Annotated in this window: 23 protein-coding genes; 14 read left to right on the plus strand and 9 right to left on the minus strand. The window is 57.8% G+C overall.

Annotated elements, in window-relative coordinates; all coding sequences use genetic code 11:
- Positions 1-28 precede the first annotated feature (28 nt).
- The 3 genes from F475_RS22070 to F475_RS22080 all read right to left on the minus strand — a co-directional run bounded on the left by F475_RS22070 (position 29) and on the right by F475_RS22080 (position 1,842).
- Entirely contained in the window at positions 29-322 is a 294-nt protein-coding gene (locus F475_RS22070) for a co-chaperone GroES (RefSeq protein WP_018926588.1), read from the minus strand.
- A gap of 245 nt (positions 323-567) precedes the next feature.
- Positions 568-1,044 carry an FxsA family protein gene (locus F475_RS22075; protein ID WP_018926589.1) on the minus strand — a complete coding sequence of 159 codons (477 nt, stop codon included), beginning with the start codon at positions 1,042-1,044 and terminating at the stop codon, positions 568-570.
- 66 nt (positions 1,045-1,110) lie between these two features.
- Positions 1,111-1,842 carry a HugZ family protein gene (locus F475_RS22080; protein ID WP_026286457.1) on the minus strand — a complete coding sequence of 244 codons (732 nt, stop codon included), beginning with the start codon at positions 1,840-1,842 and terminating at the stop codon, positions 1,111-1,113.
- A gap of 165 nt (positions 1,843-2,007) precedes the next feature.
- Here F475_RS22080 and F475_RS22085 point away from each other — a divergent pair, with 165 nt between their 5' ends.
- A complete protein-coding gene (locus tag F475_RS22085) occupies positions 2,008-2,766 on the plus strand; it encodes an SDR family oxidoreductase (protein ID WP_018926591.1) in 759 nt (252 codons plus the stop codon).
- A gap of 64 nt (positions 2,767-2,830) precedes the next feature.
- Here the strand turns inward: F475_RS22085 and apbC are convergent, their stop codons facing one another.
- Positions 2,831-3,925, minus strand: a complete 1,095-nt coding sequence (apbC, locus tag F475_RS22090) for an iron-sulfur cluster carrier protein ApbC (RefSeq protein ID WP_018926592.1) — start codon at positions 3,923-3,925, stop codon at positions 2,831-2,833.
- Positions 3,926-4,123: 198 nt separating this feature from the next.
- Here apbC and metG point away from each other — a divergent pair, with 198 nt between their 5' ends.
- The 8 genes from metG to F475_RS22130 all read left to right on the plus strand — a co-directional run bounded on the left by metG (position 4,124) and on the right by F475_RS22130 (position 11,009).
- Entirely contained in the window at positions 4,124-6,178 is a 2,055-nt protein-coding gene (gene metG, locus F475_RS22095; RefSeq protein WP_111454723.1) for a methionine--tRNA ligase, read from the plus strand.
- Between the two features lie 144 nt (positions 6,179-6,322).
- Positions 6,323-6,892, plus strand: a complete 570-nt coding sequence (locus F475_RS22100; protein ID WP_064616316.1) for an electron transport complex protein RnfA — start codon at positions 6,323-6,325, stop codon at positions 6,890-6,892.
- Positions 6,889-7,893: an electron transport complex subunit RsxB gene (gene rsxB / locus F475_RS22105; protein WP_111454724.1), complete on the plus strand. Its 1,005-nt coding sequence runs from the start codon at positions 6,889-6,891 to the stop codon at positions 7,891-7,893. The genes F475_RS22100 and rsxB overlap by 4 nt, the downstream gene beginning before the upstream one ends.
- The gene (locus F475_RS22110) at positions 7,880-8,872 is read left to right on the plus strand and encodes an RnfABCDGE type electron transport complex subunit D (protein ID WP_018926597.1); all 993 of its coding nucleotides are present in this window, start codon (positions 7,880-7,882) and stop codon (positions 8,870-8,872) included. The genes rsxB and F475_RS22110 overlap by 14 nt, the downstream gene beginning before the upstream one ends.
- A complete protein-coding gene (locus tag F475_RS22115) occupies positions 8,869-9,480 on the plus strand; it encodes an RnfABCDGE type electron transport complex subunit G (RefSeq protein ID WP_064616314.1) in 612 nt (203 codons plus the stop codon). Before F475_RS22110 ends, F475_RS22115 begins: the two co-directional genes overlap by 4 nt.
- Positions 9,473-10,087, plus strand: a complete 615-nt coding sequence (locus F475_RS22120; RefSeq protein WP_018926599.1) for an Rnf-Nqr domain containing protein — start codon at positions 9,473-9,475, stop codon at positions 10,085-10,087. Before F475_RS22115 ends, F475_RS22120 begins: the two co-directional genes overlap by 8 nt.
- On the plus strand, positions 10,084-10,722 hold the full coding sequence (gene nth / locus F475_RS22125) for an endonuclease III (protein ID WP_018926600.1): 639 nt from the start codon (positions 10,084-10,086) through the stop codon (positions 10,720-10,722). Before F475_RS22120 ends, nth begins: the two co-directional genes overlap by 4 nt.
- Positions 10,723-10,829: 107 nt before the next feature.
- Positions 10,830-11,009 carry a PA3496 family putative envelope integrity protein gene (locus tag F475_RS22130; RefSeq protein ID WP_018926601.1) on the plus strand — a complete coding sequence of 60 codons (180 nt, stop codon included), beginning with the start codon at positions 10,830-10,832 and terminating at the stop codon, positions 11,007-11,009.
- A 91-nt stretch (positions 11,010-11,100) separates the two neighbouring features.
- Here the strand turns inward: F475_RS22130 and F475_RS22135 are convergent, their stop codons facing one another.
- Entirely contained in the window at positions 11,101-11,727 is a 627-nt protein-coding gene (locus F475_RS22135) for a response regulator transcription factor (RefSeq protein ID WP_018926602.1), read from the minus strand.
- 565 nt (positions 11,728-12,292) lie between these two features.
- Here F475_RS22135 and F475_RS22140 point away from each other — a divergent pair.
- Entirely contained in the window at positions 12,293-12,874 is a 582-nt protein-coding gene (locus tag F475_RS22140; RefSeq protein ID WP_064616313.1) for a hypothetical protein, read from the plus strand.
- A 174-nt stretch (positions 12,875-13,048) separates the two neighbouring features.
- On the opposite strand, the gene F475_RS22145 is transcribed toward F475_RS22140, so the two are convergent.
- Together F475_RS22145 and F475_RS22150 are read right to left on the minus strand one after the other, a co-directional pair.
- The gene (locus F475_RS22145; protein ID WP_020799894.1) at positions 13,049-14,266 is read right to left on the minus strand and encodes an argininosuccinate synthase; all 1,218 of its coding nucleotides are present in this window, start codon (positions 14,264-14,266) and stop codon (positions 13,049-13,051) included.
- A 129-nt stretch (positions 14,267-14,395) separates the two neighbouring features.
- The gene (locus F475_RS22150) at positions 14,396-15,304 is read right to left on the minus strand and encodes an OmpA family protein (RefSeq protein WP_018926605.1); all 909 of its coding nucleotides are present in this window, start codon (positions 15,302-15,304) and stop codon (positions 14,396-14,398) included.
- A gap of 157 nt (positions 15,305-15,461) precedes the next feature.
- On the opposite strand from F475_RS22150, the gene pyrC reads away from it, so the two are divergent.
- Both pyrC and rnt read left to right on the plus strand, forming a co-directional pair.
- Positions 15,462-16,508 carry a dihydroorotase gene (gene pyrC / locus F475_RS22155; protein ID WP_018926606.1) on the plus strand — a complete coding sequence of 349 codons (1,047 nt, stop codon included), beginning with the start codon at positions 15,462-15,464 and terminating at the stop codon, positions 16,506-16,508.
- Positions 16,505-17,182, plus strand: a complete 678-nt coding sequence (gene rnt, locus F475_RS22160) for a ribonuclease T (protein ID WP_007938919.1) — start codon at positions 16,505-16,507, stop codon at positions 17,180-17,182. Before pyrC ends, rnt begins: the two co-directional genes overlap by 4 nt.
- Positions 17,183-17,258: 76 nt before the next feature.
- Here rnt and F475_RS22165 read toward each other — a convergent pair whose 3' ends face one another.
- The gene (locus tag F475_RS22165) at positions 17,259-17,861 is read right to left on the minus strand and encodes a peroxiredoxin (protein ID WP_018926607.1); all 603 of its coding nucleotides are present in this window, start codon (positions 17,859-17,861) and stop codon (positions 17,259-17,261) included.
- A gap of 314 nt (positions 17,862-18,175) precedes the next feature.
- On the opposite strand from F475_RS22165, the gene F475_RS22170 reads away from it, so the two are divergent.
- Positions 18,176-18,394: a bacterioferritin-associated ferredoxin gene (locus tag F475_RS22170; protein ID WP_018926608.1), complete on the plus strand. Its 219-nt coding sequence runs from the start codon at positions 18,176-18,178 to the stop codon at positions 18,392-18,394.
- A gap of 200 nt (positions 18,395-18,594) precedes the next feature.
- Positions 18,595-19,068, plus strand: a complete 474-nt coding sequence (gene bfr, locus F475_RS22175) for a bacterioferritin (protein WP_007898512.1) — start codon at positions 18,595-18,597, stop codon at positions 19,066-19,068.
- A gap of 105 nt (positions 19,069-19,173) precedes the next feature.
- On the opposite strand, the gene grxD is transcribed toward bfr, so the two are convergent.
- Positions 19,174-19,515, minus strand: coding sequence for a Grx4 family monothiol glutaredoxin (gene grxD / locus F475_RS22180; RefSeq protein ID WP_007938922.1), 342 nt, complete (start codon positions 19,513-19,515; stop codon positions 19,174-19,176).
- Positions 19,516-19,592 lie beyond the last annotated feature (77 nt).

Below are 19,592 nucleotides of genomic sequence, written 5' to 3' on the forward strand. Positions count from 1 at the left end.
TTGTAGTAGCGGGAAAATGAGCGGGGAATCAGCCTTCGACAACAGCGAGAATCTCGTTCTCAGCCATGATCACCAGGTCTTCGCCATCGACTTTCACAGTGTTGCTGCCGGAGTACGGGCCGAACACCACCTTGTCACCCACTTTCACGGACAGTGCACGCACTTCGCCGTTGTCCAGCACTTTGCCTGGGCCTACAGCTAGGACTTCACCCTGGTTTGGCTTCTCAGCAGCCGAACCTGGCAGGACGATACCGCCAGCGGTTTTCTTTTCTTCTTCGCTGCGACGGATAACGACGCGGTCATGCAGAGGACGAAGCTTCATTGTCGATCTCTCCTAATTGTGGTTTTCATCGGCCGGTGTAGTCCCGGCGGGTTTAACAAATCCGGCGGCGCCGGGTGCGGTTCGTCGAGCGAACCGCGGAAGTCTGTCTGGCGCAATTGCCAGAAACCTTGCGGTGACCGTTACATAAGGGCGCGCGAGCCTATTTCAAGGGCCGAGAGCGAAATTTTTACGTCGATACCCTGAAAATGAACACGGCACCCAAAGGTGCCGTGTCGATGGACATGTTACTTGGAGTCGCGGTGTTCGAACTCGCCTTCGATCACGTTAGGCTCACGGCCCAACGGCTGACGTGGAGCAGGACCGCCCCGCGGCTGAAGGTCATCGGCAAACGCACGCTGGCGCATCGCTTGTTCCTCGGCGCGCTGGCGCATTTTATTGGCCAGCAGTCGACGAGAGATCGGCAGCAACATAATCAGACCCAGCACGTCGGTGACGAAGCCCGGCAGAATCAACAGACCACCCGCCAGGGCCAGCATCAGGCCTTCGAGCATGGTCTGGGCCGGCAACTCGCCGCGGCTCAGGCTTTCACGAGCGCGCAGCGCAGTAGCCAGACCGGCGATACGCAGCACGAACACGCCGAGCATCGAGCCGAGAATGATCAGCAGCAGGGCCGGGAAAAACCCGATCGCTGCGCTGACCTTGACGAATACGAACAGCTCCAACACCGGAAACAGTACAAAGAGCAACAAAAAAGGGCGCATCAAATGGTTCCTCAACGCAAGTAAGCCTTGCCAGTGTTCCTTAGATGACGTCGCCGTTTCGTGAATTCAAGCATCGGCCACTTGATTTTTCGGCCAATGTTCGGCGTGAGCCAGGAAAACCAAGGCTTCCCGGACTTGTGTCGGCGTATTACAAGGCGCTTGAAACGGCAGCCAGTAGAGCCCCTGGCCGATGCGCAAGTGCATGCCTTCGCTGTCGATGCCGACCAATTGCGCCGGCACGGTTTTCGGCAGGCCCGCCAAGTCGACATAGTGGGCGATGGCTTTGGCGTGATCGGCATTCATGTGCTCGACCATGCTCACTTCGGCCTTGCCGGCGAACGGGTTGGCGAGGGTCAGTTGGTCGACCCAGTGAATCGCGCCGAAGCCGCCGATGTAACGGTGGCGTACCGGTTTGAGCACCCAGAAATCGAAATCGTGGGCCTTGTGATAGTTCTGCGAATCCGGGAAATAGCGGTAGTAACGCTCGGCTGCCGCTTCGATGGCTGCGGTGTCCTCGAGTTTTTCCCCTTCGGCCAGGTAGGTCAGCCGACCAACGGCTTGCACGTCTTCGGCCTCGCGTTCACCCACCAGCAGCGAGCATTTCGGATCCTTCAGCAGGTTGTGAGTGTGCTGAGCGATGCGGCTGATAAGGATCAGCGGCCGGCCCTGTTCGTCCAGACAGTACGGAACCACGGAGCCAAACGGGAAACCGGGCATCGCTTTGGAGTGCGTCGAGAGCACTCCACGGTATTCCTTGAGAAGCAATTCTCGGGCATGCTTAGCCACTACAACGCTCAATTTATGACTCCTTATATAGATTCCGTCGAAAAAACGGACAGGCGTCTGGGTGAAAGTTCCAGTACGCCACAGGGGCAGTTCTCATGTGCAGCCAGGCCACATCAGGCTCAGATCGAGAGGCCCTCTAGAAGGAGAAACACTCCGATCGGCTATGGGGCTATGCGAATGCAACTCACTGACAAAGTAATCATTATCACCGGCGGTTGCCAGGGTTTAGGCCGTTCCATGGCCGAGTATCTTGCAGGTCGTGGCGCCAAGCTGGCCCTGGTGGACCTGAACCAGGAAAAACTCGACGCCGCCGTCGCCGCTTGCAAGGCCAAGGGTGTCGAGGCCCGTGCCTACTTGTGCAACGTCGCCGATGAAGAGCAAGTGACCCACATGGTCAGCCAGGTGGCCGACGATTTCGGCGCGATCCATGGCCTGATCAACAACGCCGGCATTTTGCGTGACGGCCTGTTGCTGAAGGTCAAGGATGGCGAAATGACCAAGATGAGCCTGGCCCAATGGCAAGCGGTGATCGACGTCAATCTGACCGGCGTGTTCCTGTGCACCCGTGAAGTCGCGGCAAAAATGGTCGAGCTGAACAACAGCGGCGCGATCATCAATATCTCGTCGATCTCACGCGCCGGCAATATCGGCCAGACCAACTACTCCGCCGCCAAGGCCGGTGTCGCCGCGGCGACCGTGACCTGGGCCAAGGAACTGGCGCGCTACGGAATTCGCGTGGCGGGCATTGCGCCGGGCTTCATCGAAACTGAAATGACCCTGAGCATGAAACCTGAAGCGCTGGAAAAAATGACTTCCGGGATTCCGCTCAAGCGCATGGGCAAACCCGAAGAGATCGCCCAGTCAGCGGCCTACATTTTCGAGAATGACTACTACACCGGTCGGATTCTGGAGCTGGATGGCGGGTTGCGTATCTAAAGCAATATCAAAAGATCGCAGCCTCGTGTCGAGCGAAGCGAGGCTGCGATCTCTTTTCAGCGATTTAATCGTCGCTGACGGTGATGTTCGGCATCGCCGGCGTCGCAGCTTCCTGCAATACGATCCGCGCGCCGACATGGCGGGCCAGTTCCTGGTAAACCATCGCAATCTGGCTGTCAGGCTCGGCGATCACCGTTGGCTTGCCGCCATCGGCCTGTTCGCGGATCAGCATCGACAGCGGCAACGAAGCCAACAGTTCGACGCCGTACTGGTTGGCCAGCTTCACACCCCCGCCCTCACCGAACAAATGCTCGGCATGCCCGCAGTTGGAGCAGATGTGCACGGCCATGTTTTCGACCACACCCAGCACCGGGATGTTGACCTTGCGGAACATTTCCACGCCCTTGCGCGCATCCAGCAATGCCAGATCCTGCGGGGTGGTCACGATCACCGCACCGGCCACCGGGACTTTTTGCGCCAGGGTCAACTGGATGTCGCCGGTGCCTGGCGGCATGTCGATGACCAGGTAATCCAGGTCGCCCCAGGCCGTTTGCGTGACCAGTTGCAACAAGGCGCCGGACACCATCGGCCCACGCCAGACCATCGGCGTGTTGTCGTCGGTCAGGAAGGCCATGGACATCACTTCGACGCCATGGGACTCGATCGGAATGAACCATTTCTGATCCTTGACCTGAGGACGGGTGCCTTCAGGGATGCCGAACATGATGCCCTGGCTCGGACCGTAGATGTCCGCGTCGAGAATCCCCACTTTGGCACCTTCCCGAGCCAACGCCAGCGCCAGGTTGGCGGCCGTGGTGGATTTGCCCACGCCTCCCTTTCCAGACGCCACGGCCACCACGTTTTTGACGTTGGCCAACCCCGGAATCTGTGCCTGGGCCTTGTGCGCGGCAATCACGCTGGTGATCTCGACACGGGCAGTGACCACGCCATCCAGGCCCTCGATGGCCATCTGCAACAACTGCGCCCAGCCACTCTTGAACAGACCGGCGGCGTAACCCAGCTCCAGCTGGACGCTGACGCGATCGCCCTGAATATCGATGCTGCGCACGCACCCGGCGCTGACCGGGTCCTGGTTCAGATAAGGGTCGGTGTATTGGCGAAGGACGGCTTCCACCGCTGCGCGATTGACGGCGCTCATGGGCAACTCCGATAGCAAGACTGGAAAATCAGGCGGGTATCCTAACCGTTCTGTCGCCTGGACGGGATGCTTTCAGAATATGACAAATATCTTATGACCGGCGGGTACAAAGGTCCGTGGAGGCTGGCCGTGGGGGTGAAAAATATGCGCCGGCGCTTTATAGTGGCCGACCTCCGTTTCATCAAGTAGCCGAGCCCCATGTCCGAGCCACGCAAGATCCTCGTCACCAGCGCCCTGCCCTATGCCAATGGTTCGATCCACCTCGGCCATATGCTGGAATACATCCAGACCGATATGTGGGTGCGCTTCCAGAAGCATCGCGGTAACCAATGCATTTATGTCTGCGCCGACGACGCCCACGGTTCGGCCATCATGCTGCGCGCAGAAAAGGAAGGCATCACCCCGGAACAACTGATCGCCAACGTCCAGGCTGAACACAGCGCCGACTTTGCCGAGTTCCTGGTGGACTTCGACAACTTCCACTCCACTCACGCCGAAGAAAACCGTGAGCTGTCGAGCCAGATCTACCTGAAGCTGCGCGACGCCGGGCACATCGCCACGCGCTCGATCACGCAGTACTTCGACCCGGAAAAGAAAATGTTCCTGGCCGACCGCTTCATCAAGGGCACCTGCCCGAAATGCGGCACCGAAGACCAGTACGGCGACAACTGCGAAAAATGCGGTGCAACCTACGCGCCGACCGACCTCAAGGATCCGAAGTCGGCAATCTCCGGCGCCACGCCGGTGCTCAAGGATTCCCAGCACTTCTTCTTCAAGCTGCCGGACTTCCAGGAAATGCTGCAAGCCTGGACCCGCAGCGGCACCTTGCAAGAGGCCGTGGCCAACAAGATCGCCGAATGGCTGGACGCCGGCCTGCAACAGTGGGACATCTCCCGCGATGCGCCGTACTTCGGCTTCGAAATTCCTGATGAACCAGGCAAGTACTTCTACGTGTGGCTGGACGCGCCGATCGGCTACATGGCCAGCTTCAAGAACCTGTGCAACCGTACGCCTGCACTTGATTTCGACGCGTTCTGGGGCAAGGACTCCACCGCCGAGCTGTACCACTTCATCGGCAAGGACATCGTCAACTTCCACGCCCTGTTCTGGCCAGCGATGCTCGAAGGCGCCGGTTTCCGTAAACCGACCGGCATCAACGTGCACGGCTACCTGACCGTCAACGGTCAGAAGATGTCCAAGTCCCGCGGCACCTTCATCAAGGCCCGGACCTATCTGGATCACCTGTCGCCGGAATACCTGCGCTACTACTATGCGGCCAAGCTGAGCCGTGGCGTCGATGACCTGGACCTGAACCTCGAAGACTTCGTGCAGAAGGTCAACTCGGACCTGGTCGGCAAAGTCGTCAACATCGCCAGCCGTTGCGCCGGTTTCATCCACAAAGGCAACGCTGGCGTGCTGGTGGCCGGCAACGCCGCACCGGAGCTGACCGAAGCGTTCCTGGCCGCAGCACCGAGCATCGCCGAAGCCTACGAAGCGCGTGACTTCGCCCGGGCCATGCGCGAAATCATGGGCCTGGCCGACCGTGCCAACGCCTGGATCGCCGACAAGGCACCGTGGTCGCTGAACAAACAGGAAGGCAAGCAGGATGAAGTCCAGGCCATTTGCGCCCTGGGTATCAACCTGTTCCGCCAACTGGTGATTTTCCTCAAGCCGGTGCTGCCGCTGCTGGCCGCCGATGCCGAGGCGTTCCTGAACGTCGCACCGCTGACCTGGAACGACCACACCACCTTGCTCAGCAACCATCAGCTGAACGAGTTCAAACCGTTGATGACCCGCATCGACCCGGTAAAAGTGCAAGCCATGACCGACGCCTCGAAAGAAGACCTGACCGCCAGCCAGACCGACACCGGCGAAGCTGCCGCGCCTCAAGGCAACGGCGAACTGGCCAAGGATCCGCTGTCGCCGGAGATCGAGTTCGATACCTTTGCCGCGGTCGACCTGCGCGTCGCCCTGATCCTCAAGGCCGAAGCCGTCGAAGGTGCCGACAAACTGCTGCGCCTGACCCTGGACATCGGTGACGAGCAACGCAACGTGCTCTCCGGCATCAAGAGCGCCTACCCGGACCCGGCCAAGCTTGAAGGTCGCCTGACCATGATGATTGCCAACCTCAAGCCCCGCAAAATGAAATTCGGGATCTCCGAAGGCATGGTGATGGCGGCCGGCCCTGGTGGCGAAGAAATCTATCTGCTGAGCCCCGACAGTGGCGCCAAGCCAGGTCAGCGCATCAAGTAAAGTCCTGCGCTAAACCGATCCCACAGTCGTGCCCGGCGCGACTGTGGGATTTTCATATCTGGCCCACCCTCCTTCCTTGCCGGATAATGCCTAATCTCTTTTTAGAGAGCCCCTTAAGAAAGCCCTGTTCTTACCGGCACGATCATGACCGAACTGCTTCTTACGCTTATCAGCGCTGCCCTGATCAACAACCTCGTGTTGCACTGGCCGCTGGGCGTCGATCCGGTGCTGGGCAGCGAGCGGCGACAGGTGCATGCATTGGGCATCGCGACGACGTGCCTGATGCTGATCGTCGGCACGCTCGGCCATGCGCTCTACCACTGGCTGCTGGTGCCGCTGGGGCTGACGTCGCTGCGACTGTTCGTATTCCTGCCGCTGAGCGTTCTGCTGATCGGCCCGCTGCTGAAACTGCTTCCACGGTTATTCGCCAAGCTTTCATTCGAGGGTCTCTGGCCCCTGCTGCTGGGCAATGCCGGCGTGCTTGGGCTGACCCTGCTCAACGCTCAGGACGACAAGGGACTTTTCCACGCCATAGCCTTGAGCCTAGGTGCCGGGCTGGGTTTCTGGCTGGTGCTGAGCCTGTTCAGCGACTTGCGCCAACGCACACTCGATAACGATGTCCCCCTGCCCTTTCGCGGCCTGCCGATCGAATTGATCGGCGCCGGATTGATCGCGGTGGTTTTTCTGGGATTCAGCGGGCTGATCAAAACATGAGTCTGATTCAACGCATCGATGCCCTCTTGCCGCAGACTCAATGCGGCAAGTGTGGCCACCCCGGATGCAAACCCTACGCCGAAGGCATCGCCAGCGGCGAGCCAATCAACAAGTGCCCCCCCGGCGGCAGCGAAACCATCGCAGCCCTGGCCGAGCTGCTGAAAGTGCCGGTGCTGGAATTGGACGTGAGTCGCGGCTCGGCACCGGCGCAGATTGCGTACATCCGTGAAGCCGAATGCATCGGCTGCACCAAGTGCATTCAGGCCTGCCCGGTCGACGCGATTGTCGGCGCGGCGAAATTCATGCACACGGTCATCGTCGACGAATGCACCGGTTGCGACCTCTGCGTGGCGCCCTGCCCGGTGGATTGCATCGAGATGCATCCGCTACCGCTGGCCACGCTGCCGATTGTCGGTGGGCTGGCATTCAGCCTGGAGGAGCAACAGGCCCGGGCCGCCAAGCGCAACCGCGCGCGACGCCGCTTCGAACAGCGCAATGCCCGCTTACACCGCGAGGAGCAACAGAAACTCGCCGAACGTCAGGCCCGCGCCCAACGCGCCGTGCAGCACAGTGAAGTGACGCTCGACCCGGTTCAGGCCGCGCTCGAGCGCGTGCGTGCGCAGAAGGCCGCCAATGCCGATGCGGCGCTGAAAAAGGCCAAGGTCGATCTGGCGATGAGTCGGGCGCAGCTGAATAAATCGCTCAAGGCCTTCGGGCATCCACCGACCTTCGAACAGCAATCGCAACTGATCGTGCTGCAACAGCAGTTCGAAGCTGCCGAACAGGCGCTGTTGCTGCTGGAAAGCAGTGCACCGGTGGTAGCTACTCCACCTGTTCCGACAAACGATGCCGAGCTGAAACGGGCGAAGATCCAGTTGGCCATGCGCCGCGCCGAACTCAAGAAGGCTCAAACAAACGAAGCGCCGGCCGAACAGATCACAGCATTGCAACATGCGCTCAGCGAAGCCGAGCGGCAGGTGGATGCCTATGCCGCCCCTTGAATCGGTGGATGAACGCCTTCAGCAGGCCATGAAGCTGGTGTTGCTGGCCACCCTGCCGGGAATGCTGATGTTGTTCTGGCTGTACGGTTGGGGCGTGTTGATCAACCTGATTCTGACTGCAGCTACCGCACTGGCCGTTGAAGCAGCGGTGTTACAGCTGCGCAAGCAACCTGTAAAACCGACAGTGAGCGATGGCAGTGCGCTGGTCAGCGCGACCCTGTTGGCCCTGGCCTTGCCGCCTTATTGCCCATGGTGGCTGACGGTCAGCGCTGCGGCATTCGGACTTTTTTTCGGCAAGCACCTGTATGGCGGCGTCGGCAGGAATCCGTTCAACCCGGCGATGCTCGGTTTCGCCCTGGCTTCAGTGACGTTTCCTCAGCAAATGACCCATTGGCCGTCGTCCCACGGCATGGACTTCCTCGCAGGCCTGCAACAAGTGTTCGGCTTCAACCTCGGCCAGACACCAGACGCGTGGGCCCAGGCCACCGCGCTGGACAGCCTGCGAATCAACAAAAGCCTGACCATGGACGAACTGTTTGCCGGCAACCCGGCATTCGGCCATTTCGGCGGCCGGGGCGTGGAATGGGTCAACCTGGCCTTCCTGGCCGGCGGCGCGTTTCTGCTGCAACGGCGGGTGTTCAGCTGGCATGCGCCGGTCGGCATGCTCGCCAGCCTGTTCGTCATCAGCCTGTTGTGCTGGAACGGTTCGGGCTCCGATTCCCATGGCTCGCCACTCTTCCATCTGCTCACTGGCGCGAGCATGCTGGGTGCCTTCTTCATCGTGACGGAACCGGTATCCGGCGCGAAAAACCCCACGGCCCGGTTGCTGTTCGGCGCCGGAGTGGGGCTGCTGACTTACTTGATTCGCACGTGGGGCGGCTATCCCGACGGGGTGGCTTTTGCCGTCCTGCTGATGAACCTCTGTGTACCGGCGCTGGAGCGGTTTGCTGCCTCCAGACAAGCGCAGGTCAGCCCATGAACCGAGCGACAAGCGTTGTGACCCTGGTATTACTGGCAGGCCTGGGGACAGGCGCGACTTACCTCGCGCAGTACACCAGCGCCGCACGCATTGCCGCCGAACAACGCCTGATCGACAGCCGCAATTTGCTGGATCTGCTAGCGCCCGACAGCTACGACAATCAGCCACTGGAACACCCCCTCAACGTCGAAAAAACACGCCTGCCCAACAGCACGCTGCTGAATGGCTATCTGGCGTCCAAGGCCGGCCAACCGAGCGCCGTGTTGCTGCGCAGCCAGACACTGGGCTACGCCGGCGCCATCGATTTGCTGATCGCCATCGACCCCCATGGCACGTTGCTGGGGGTCAAAACCCTCAAGCAATCGGAAACCCCGGGGCTGGGCGGCAAGCTCGCCGACTGGCCCAATGCCTGGCTGCAAGTGTTTACCGGCAAGTCTCTAGGCGAACCAAGCGACACTGGCTGGGCCTTGAAAAAGGACCGAGGGCAATTCGATCAGATCGCAGGCGCGACCATCACCTCAAGAGCGGTGATCAATGCCACCCACGATGCATTGCGTTACTTCGATGAACACCGGCAACCGCTGATCGGGAGCAGCGCCCATGAATAAGTCATCAACCCTGCAGAACTCGCTAATGCTTGCGCCTCTGATCGGCGTCACTGATTCGTTGGTAACGGCTCTAGGCCTGTGGCTGATGTTCGCTCTGGTGCTCAGTGTTTATGACGTGAGCATGGGTATCTTGCGCTCACGACTGATTCCGGCAACCCATTTACTGGCCTGCCTCCTGCTGGCTGCCACACTGACCAGTTGTGTAGAACTCGCCATGCAAGCCTGGTCGCTTCAATGGCACCAGCATCTGGGGTTCTATACCGGATTGATCGCCTTGCAATGCGTGGTGCTGGAACATAACGGTTTTTTCCAGGGCACAAGGCGTGACCGCCTGCGCCTGTGCGGCCTGTTCGGCGCCTTGATGATTGGCCTGGGCCTGCTGCGCGAGCTTATCGGCAACGGGACACTGGGTAGCCATCTGCCCTGGCTGACCGCTGCCATGCAACCGGACTGGCAAGGTTGGGTGCTCACCGCTGACGGTGGCCTGCGCTTGGCCACGCTGGCCCCCGGCGGGTTTATTCTGCTGGGGCTGCTGATCGCCGCACGTCAGGCCTGGACCCGCCCCTCCCCCACATTGACCTCCTTCGAGGAAACGCATCGCCCATGAATGCCGCAAAACGTCTGGAAATTTTCCGCAGGTTTCACGAAGACAATCCTGAACCGAAGACCGAGCTGGCCTATTCCTCGCCGTTCGAACTGCTGATTGCCGTGATTCTCTCGGCGCAATCGACCGATGTCGGCGTCAACAAGGCCACCGCCAAACTGTTTCCGGTGGCCAATACGCCGGCGGCGATTTATGCCTTGGGCGTCGAAGGATTGTCGGAGTACATCAAGACCATCGGCCTGTATAACAGCAAAGCAAAAAACGTGATCGAAACCTGTCGCTTGCTGGTAGAGCGCCATGGCGGTGAAGTACCGCAGACCCGCGAAGCGCTGGAAGCGTTGCCCGGCGTCGGCCGCAAGACCGCCAATGTGGTGCTCAATACCGCCTTTCGTCAGCTGACCATGGCCGTGGACACCCACATTTTCCGGGTCAGCAACCGTACCGGCATTGCTCCGGGCAAGAATGTGGTCGAGGTGGAGCAGAAACTGATGAAATTCGTGCCGAAGGAGTATCTGCTCGACGCCCATCACTGGCTGATTCTCCACGGACGCTACGTTTGCCTGGCCCGCAAGCCGCGTTGTGGCAGCTGCCGGATCGAGGACTTATGCGAATACAAGCAAAAGACCTCGGACGATTGAGGCTCTATTAGTTTTCTTGATTAGCCGATTGAAAAAATCTTTTTTACCCGCCGGGAAATTGTCGATATAAGGAGCGCCAAAGGCAGTCTTAGCCTGGAGTTAACCTTATGAGCACTGGCAAAGAGCAATTGGACGTAGAAGACGACTTCACCGCCGTTGAGGCCGATGACGCAGAACCGGTGGTGGAAGTAGCGAAGACCAACCTGAGCAAACGCCGCACCATCGACAATCTGCTGGAGGAGCGCCGACTGCAAAAGCAATTGGCCGATTACGATTTTGACCTATGACACCTAAAAGCCTCCCGAAACGGAGGCTTTTTACTAAGTGCCCATCCCCGACAAACGCCCGCTCATCGCCCCTCGTCAAACGCTGACATACTCATACCAGGCCATTACGTTGAGCCAATTCAATAAGATCGACCAGTGAGCGAGCATTGAGCTTCAGCAACAGGCGAGTCTTGTAAGTACTGACGGTTTTATTGCTGAGGAACATCCCATCGGCGATTTCCTTGTTTGTCTTTCCTCGGGCCAACTGCTGAAGGACCATCATTTCCCGCCCGGACAAACGATCCACCATATCGGCTTCACTGGCATTCCCAAGACTGGAGCGCACAGTATGCAGCGCCTGATTAGGAAAGTAGCTATAACCTGACAATACAGCCTTTATTGCACTGAGCAACTCAGTAAGGTCCTGTTGTTTACAGACATATCCGGCGGCACCCGATTGCATACAACGCATGGAAAAATGTCCTGGAGCCTGGGACGTCAATATCAGCACTTTAAGAGGCATCGCCGCCGAGGTCAGGCGCGCGATAACTTCCAACCCATCCAGCTTCGGTATTCCAATATCCAGGATAACGATATCCGGCATAAGTTCACGAGCAAGTTGCAATGCATCCACGCCATTGTCTGTTTCTGCAATGACTTCGTAGCCATGACGCTCCATTAGCATACGTACCGCAAGACGAATGACGGGGTGATCATCCACGATCAGCACTTTATTCATGGGCAATTCCAATTTTCGCTGTTCGAATTTTTAGAGCCCGCACCATAGCCTAGTCGTTTCACCCATGGCATGCCGTCCCCCTCGACCACTCGCACCGAGAGACATTACCTACAAACAACACGGATTATTCCTACAAGAAATCATTGCGCATGATGAGCCAGGGATTTTATTGGCCGAACACTGCTAAACGCTTCGACAATGTCTTTGTAACAATTCACACCCCAAAAAAACAGGGTTCAACGCCCTTGGTCCGACAGACCGCGACTATTAAGCTACCCTTAAAGGTAACGAGTATCTTGCAGAATTTTACATAACCCGGCCCGAACCACTCGAAAAAACTTACATACAGCAACACTTCACAACCCAAACAAACCCACACAACTTTAAAACAAATAAACAGCCATACCCAGACCCAGAACAATACAGTTACTATATCAACCTCAACCACACAACAAAAAGAAACTTAAAATAACAAATACAAAAAAACACACTCATACATGCATCACCACCAAAACACACCCTATAAACCAACAGAGAAAAAGATAATACCTAATGAGTAAAAAACATGACAAAACTCAAAAAAAGAATCACCAACCCCATGACAATCATTGCAATATTTGCAGCACTGTCCGAAACATCAGCTGCTGTATCGCTGCCCTTTCTTGACCACAAGGAGAGAGAACTCTACATCTGGTTTCTGATCAGCTTTCCCTTTTATTTGCTTTTTCTTTTCTTCGCCACACTTAACTTCAATTATCGATCGCTTTACGCGCCCTCCGATTTCGAGAAGGGAAAGCATTTTATAAAAGTCATGGACAACGCTGATCACTCTGGAAACAGCACTTCCAGTGTGTCGCCTGAACGCTCGGTCCAACACCATGTGCAGCTGCCCGCGCCGCTAAAGGATCTGCACATCATTGATGCACGCTGGATAACCAAAAAAATGGGGTTCAGCGCCCTGATGGAGAGTATCCAGCACGCTCCGGATAATCCTGCACACGTGATCGTATTTCTCACGTGTGCCGATTCGGAGGTAGTGCTGAAGGACAGTGCGCTCAAACACTGGAAACAACTAAAGAAACGCAGCAACGCAACGTTCTGTGTTTCTTACAATTTGAGCTCACATGGCGTGACGATCATGGGCTAGGTTTTGACCCGTCGCACAGAGCAAGGCAGCCCTTGAAGTGAGATCAAAGGCAGGCAGCAAAAGGAACGGTTGGAAGAAACCAGCAGAAAGCGAAACGTAATATGCAGCAGCCCTTTTTCAGAACTGTGGCCTTGTCATCGACAAGGCCACAGTTCCATTACCGCATCAAAGGACTCAGAACAGCTTGCGGCCTTTGTTCGCCGCGATACGCATGCGCAAGGCGTTGAGCTTGATGAAGCCCGCCGCATCGGCCTGGTTGTAGGCGCCGCCATCTTCCTCGAAGGTCGCGATGTTGGCGTCGAACAACGACTCGTCGGACTTGCGTCCGGTGACGATCACGTTGCCCTTGTACAGTTTCAGGCGCACTACGCCGTTCACGTGGGCCTGGGAAGCATCGATCATCTGTTGCAGCATCAGACGCTCTGGGCTCCACCAGTAGCCGGTGTAGATCAGACTGGCGTATTTAGGCATCAGCTCGTCTTTGAGGTGAGCCACTTCGCGGTCCAGGGTGATCGATTCGATCGCACGGTGAGCGCGCAGCATGATGGTGCCGCCAGGCGTCTCGTAGCAGCCACGGGACTTCATGCCCACATAGCGGTTTTCGACGATGTCCAGACGGCCGATACCATGTTCGCCACCGATACGGTTCAAGGTCGCCAGCACGGTGGCCGGGGTCATTTCGACACCGTCCAGTGCAACGATGTCGCCGTTGCGGTAGGTCAGTTCCAGGTACTGCGGTTTGTCGGGAGCTTTCTCCGGGGAGACGGTCCAGCGCCACATGTCTTCTTCGTGCTCGGTCCAGGTGTCTTCCAGCACGCCGCCTTCATAGGAGATGTGCAGCAGGTTGGCATCCATCGAGTACGGGGATTTTTTCTTGCCGTGACGCTCGATCGGAATCGCGTGCTTCTCGGCGTAGTCCATCAGCTTCTCACGGGACAGCAGGTCCCATTCGCGCCATGGAGCGATCACTTTCACGCCTGGCTTCAAGGCGTAGGCGCCCAGTTCGAAACGAACCTGGTCGTTGCCCTTGCCGGTCGCGCCGTGGGAAATGGCGTCAGCACCGGTTTCGTTGGCGATTTCGATCAGGCGTTTGGCGATCAACGGACGAGCGATGGAAGTACCCAGCAGGTACTCGCCTTCGTAAACGGTGTTGGCGCGGAACATCGGGAACACGAAATCACGCACGAATTCTTCGCGCAGATCGTCGATATAGATTTCTTTTACGCCCATGGCCTGTGCCTTGGCGCGGGCCGGTTCGACCTCTTCGCCCTGACCCAGGTCAGCGGTGAAGGTCACTACTTCACAGTTATATGTATCCTGCAGCCACTTGAGGATCACCGAAGTGTCCAGGCCGCCGGAATACGCCAGAACGACCTTGTTTACGTCCGCCATGCCATCACTCCACGGGGTTCTACGGAAAGCTGTCAAGTCTACCGCTCATGCAGGATAATTTACAGAGGCGCGACAGCTTATGACGACGAAGCGACAGATTATGTCGAGCGAGCGACGAATTCAGCAGGTTCAGGAGGTCGTCGCGCTGCTCGCGGCGGCGGTGGCTTGAGGCGCCGGTTTCTCGGTCGGTGCGACCCGCTCGAGACGTACGGCAACCCGGCGGTTCTTCGCCCGGTTGGCGGCATTGTTGTTGGGCGCTAGCGGATAGCGCTCACCGTGAAAACGCAGGGTGATCTGCGATTCCTGCACACCATTGGCCTTGAAGAAATCCATCACCGCCAGCGCCCGGCGTCGTGACAGTTCACGGTTGGTCAGCCGGTTACCGCTATTGTCGGAATGGCCATCGAGTTCAATGTGGTTGACCGTCGGATCGGCCTTCATGAACTCCAGCATGACCTGCAACTGGGCCTTGGCCCTGGCATCGAGATCGATACCCTCCCCCGGAAAGCCGACCTCGGATTGCTTCACTTGCTCGAAATTCTGTGGCAACAGCTTGGCGACGCAACCCTGATAGTCACCATAGGCCTTGCTGAACTTGACCGGCAGCAGACGCACTTCAGACACCCGACCGTCGCCCGATGAGTGTCGTACGACCGGGCTGCGCCCCTCCATCAGCCCGCTGATCAGGCGCCCGGCCTGCACTTGCGAACTGTTGAACAGCACGTTGCCACTACCGATTCTCACCGAGCCCAGGTTAATGTCGCCACGCCCCGGCTGCCATGGCGCAGCCGCCGCCAGCAAGGTGGCGGAACCCCCACCGATCATTGAGTTGTAGGCCTTCAGTCGAAATGTCGCCTGCTCTCCGGCGCGCCGCACAAACTCACCCGAACCGAAATCGGTGATCGGTTGAGTCAGGCGGCATTCGAACTTGTCGCCTTCGACCGTCCACTCGATGCTCTCCAGGCGAGTCTGGAAAGTGAGCGCCATCGCGGGAAGGCTGGCAAACACACTGAGCAAGGCTAAATAACGCTGGCGCACGGGAGGCTCCACTGGCTTCTACGACAAAAAGACCGACACACATATTCACGGCCTGCCTGTTGGGTATCGGAAGCTTGTCGTAAAACTTGATAGCGAGTGCCTGGAAGAGTCTTTTCCGGTAGCATTCCCCTGAGTTTGACCCGCCTGGAATCCCCTCATGTCCGACCGCCTGACCCTGCTGCGTCCCGACGACTGGCACATTCATCTTCGCGATGGTGCCGTGTTGACCAATACCGTCGCGGATGTCGCGCGCACCTTTGGTCGCGCCATCATCATGCCCAACCTGGTACCTCCGGTGCGCAACGCTGCTGAAGCCGATGGCTATCGCCAGCGGATTCTCGCCGCACGTCCGGCCGGCAGCCGTTTCGAACCGCTGATGGTTCTGTACCTGACCGACCGCACCCAGCCCGAAGAAATTCGTGAGGCCAAGGCCAGCGGTTTCATTCACGCCGCCAAGCTGTACCCGGCAGGCGCGACCACCAACTCGGACTCTGGCGTCACCAGCATCGACAAGATTTTCCCTGCACTGGAGGCCATGGCCGAAGTCGGGATGCCCTTGCTGGTTCACGGTGAAGTCACCCGTGGCGATATCGACGTTTTCGATCGGGAAAAAATCTTCATCGATGAGCACATGCGTCGCGTGGTCGAGCGTTTCCCAACGCTCAAAGTGGTGTTCGAACACATCACCACCGCCGATGCCGTGCAGTTCGTCAACGCGGCTTCGGCCAACGTTGGCGCCACCATCACCGCGCATCACCTGCTGTACAACCGCAACCACATGCTGGTGGGTGGGATTCGGCCGCACTTCTATTGCCTGCCGATCCTCAAGCGCAATACCCACCAGGAAGCCCTGCTCGACGCCGCCACCAGCGGCAGCGACAAGTTCTTCCTCGGCACCGACTCGGCCCCCCATGCCCAGCACGCCAAAGAAGCGGCTTGCGGCTGTGCCGGTTGCTACACCGCTTATGCCGCGATCGAGATGTATGCCGAAGCCTTCGAACAGCGTAATGCGCTGGACAAGCTCGAAGCCTTCGCCAGCCTCAATGGCCCGCGTTTCTACGGTCTGCCGGCGAACACCGATCGCATCACCCTGGTCCGCGAAGAGTGGACCGCCCCAACCAGCCTGCCATTTGGCGAGCTGACCGTTATCCCGCTGCGCGCCGGTGAAAAACTGCGCTGGCGCCTGCTGGAGGAACACGCGTGAGTGAAGACCATTTCGACGACGAACAGGACGGTCAAGGCGGTGGAGGTGGTCCTCGTCATCCAATGGCTGCCAGATTCCGTGGTTACCTGCCGGTTGTCGTCGACGTAGAAACCGGTGGCTTCAACTCGGCCACCGACGCCCTGCTGGAAATTGCTGCAACCACTATCGCCATGGATGAAAAAGGGTTCGTGTACCCCGATCACACCTACTTCTTCCGGGTTGAGCCATTCGAAGGCGCCAACATCGAAGCAGCAGCCCTGGAATTCACCGGGATCAAACTCGATCACCCGTTGCGCATGGCAGTGAGTGAAGAAGCGGCGCTGACCGATATCTTCCGTGGCATTCGCAAGGCCCTGAAAGCCAACGGTTGCAAACGGGCGATTCTGGTCGGTCACAACAGCAGCTTCGACCTGGGTTTCCTCAACGCGGCAGTCGCGCGCCTGGACATGAAACGCAACCCGTTTCACCCGTTCTCCAGCTTCGACACCGCGACCCTCGCCGGTCTTGCCTACGGTCAAACCGTACTGGCCAAGGCCTGTCAGGCAGCGGACATCGACTTCGACGGTCGTGAGGCTCATTCGGCTCGCTACGACACCGAGAAGACTGCTGAGCTGTTCTGCGGCATCGTCAATCGCTGGAAACAGATGGGCGGCTGGGAAGACTACAACGACTGAGGCTGGTCGCCGGTTTATCCCGCCCATAAAAAAACCGGCCTCAGTGAGGCCGGTTTTTTATTGCCGGACGCCTGGCTTACAGCGCAGCAGCGTGCTCGGTCAGGTAAGCCGCAACGCCTTCTGGCGAAGCGTTCATGCCTTTGTCGCCTTTTTTCCAGTTGGCAGGGCAAACTTCGCCGTGCTCTTCGTGGAATTGCAGAGCATCAACCAGACGGATCAGCTCTTCCATGTTACGGCCCAGCGGCAGGTCGTTGACGATCTGCGAGCGGACAACGCCTTTGTCGTCGATCAGGAACGCACCACGGAAAGCCACGCCGTCAGCGGACTGAACGTCGTAAGCCTTCATGATTTCCTGCTTGATGTCAGCAGCCATGGTGTAACGAACCTGGCCGATACCGCCATTGTTCACCGGGGTGTTGCGCCACGCGTTGTGGGTGAAGTGCGAGTCGATCGAAACGGCGACCACTTCAACGTTGCGTGCCTTGAAGTCAGCCATGCGGTTGTCCAGAGCGATCAGCTCGGACGGGCAAACGAAGGTGAAGTCCAGTGGGTAGAAGAACACCAGGCCGTATTTGCCTTTGATGGCCGAGGACAGGGTGAAGCTGTCGACGATTTCGCCATTGCCGAGTACGGCCGGTACGGTGAAATCAGGGGCTTGTTTGCCTACGAGTACGCTCATTGGATATCTCCTGGTGTAATAACGTTGAAGAACAGGGCTCATGCCAGCCTGTCACCCTCAGGCGACAGCCCTGTGACACGAACCTCCTTCGCAAAAGGCCGACCATCATACACCGCGTTTTTCGCCTGTCCTTAGCGGTTTTTTTCTGACGGGCAAAATGGCCACTTCTATTTTTTTTCATAAAGCGCGAGAGGAAACCGTTCGTCAGTCAAAGGCCCTTATGACAAAAAGCCTTCAGAAACCACTTTGACAATCATTCTCGTTAACATTAAGATCCATCGCAATTGAGTCACAACCAGCGACGGTTCTCACTTATGTATGTCTGCCTCTGCACTGGCGTCACCGACGGTCAAATCCGCGATGCAATCTATGAAGGTTGCTGCAGCTACAAAGAAGTCCGTCTGGCTACCGGCGTAGCCGGCCAATGTGGCAAATGCGCTTGCCTGGCCAAGGAAGTGGTGCGTGAAACTCTGGGCAAACTGCAAACGGCCCAGGCGGCGATCCCCTACCCCGTAGAATTTACAGCCGCATAACTACCGTATTTCGAAGAACCGGACTTGATGTCCGGTTTTTTTATGTCTGAAAATCAATCGCTTAGGCCTTAGACGCGGAACACAAACATTCTTATTCCGATTAATTTTCATTTAAGTTTCAATAACTTAGGTTTGACACTGTTAATTACGCGGCTCAAACTCCGCCTTATATACAGCTAATACAGGGCAGGACTCCCACCATGAAAGGCGACGTTACAGTCATCCAGCATCTCAACAAAATCCTTGCCAATGAACTGGTCGCGATCAATCAGTACTTCCTGCACGCGCGCATGTATGAAGATTGGGGCCTGAACAAGCTCGGCAAGCACGAGTACCACGAATCCATCGATGAGATGAAGCACGCCGACAAGCTGATCAAGCGCATCCTGTTCCTTGAAGGCCTGCCGAACGTCCAGGACCTGGGCAAGCTGCACATCGGCGAACACACCAAGGAAATGCTTGAGTGTGACTTGAAGATCGAACGCGACGGTCATGCCGACCTGAAAGTCGCTATCGCCCATTGCGAAACCGTTGGCGACTTCGGTAGCCGTGAATTGCTCGAAGACATTCTTGAATCCGAAGAAGAACATATCGACTGGCTGGAAACCCAGCTGGGCCTGATCGATAAAGTCGGCCTTGAGAACTATCTGCAATCGCAGATGGGCGAAGAGTAAGTTCTACGCCGCTAACCCCGACGCAATAAAAAGCCCCGCTCTCTTTACAGAGGCGGGGCTTTTTACGTGCTGAAGATCAAAAGATCGCAGCCTGCGGGAACCGAATCAGGCTTCGGTCTTGGCAGCGGCGGCTTTGGCGGCGGCGTCTTTGATCAGTGCCTGCAACGAACCGTCGGCAGACATTTCAGTCATGATGTCGCTACCACCAACCAGCTCACCGGCAACCCACAGTTGTGGGAAGGTTGGCCAGTTGGCGTACTTTGGCAGGTTGGCGCGGATTTCCGGGTTCTGCAGGATATCCACATAGGCAAACTTTTCACCACAGGCCATCACAGCCTGGGCGGCTTTCGCGGAGAACCCACACTGCGGGGCATTCGGCGAGCCTTTCATGTAAAGCAGAATGGTGTTGTTGGCAATCTGCTCTTTAATCGTTTCGATGATATCCATGGAGCACCTCGGCTGAACTTTCCGACTCAGTGGTCGGCACGGTGGCGCATTGTAACGGAAACCCGAGCGCCATGCTC

It is taken from the genome of Pseudomonas sp. URMO17WK12:I6, assembly GCF_003253625.1.
Lineage (GTDB): Bacteria > Pseudomonadota > Gammaproteobacteria > Pseudomonadales > Pseudomonadaceae > Aquipseudomonas.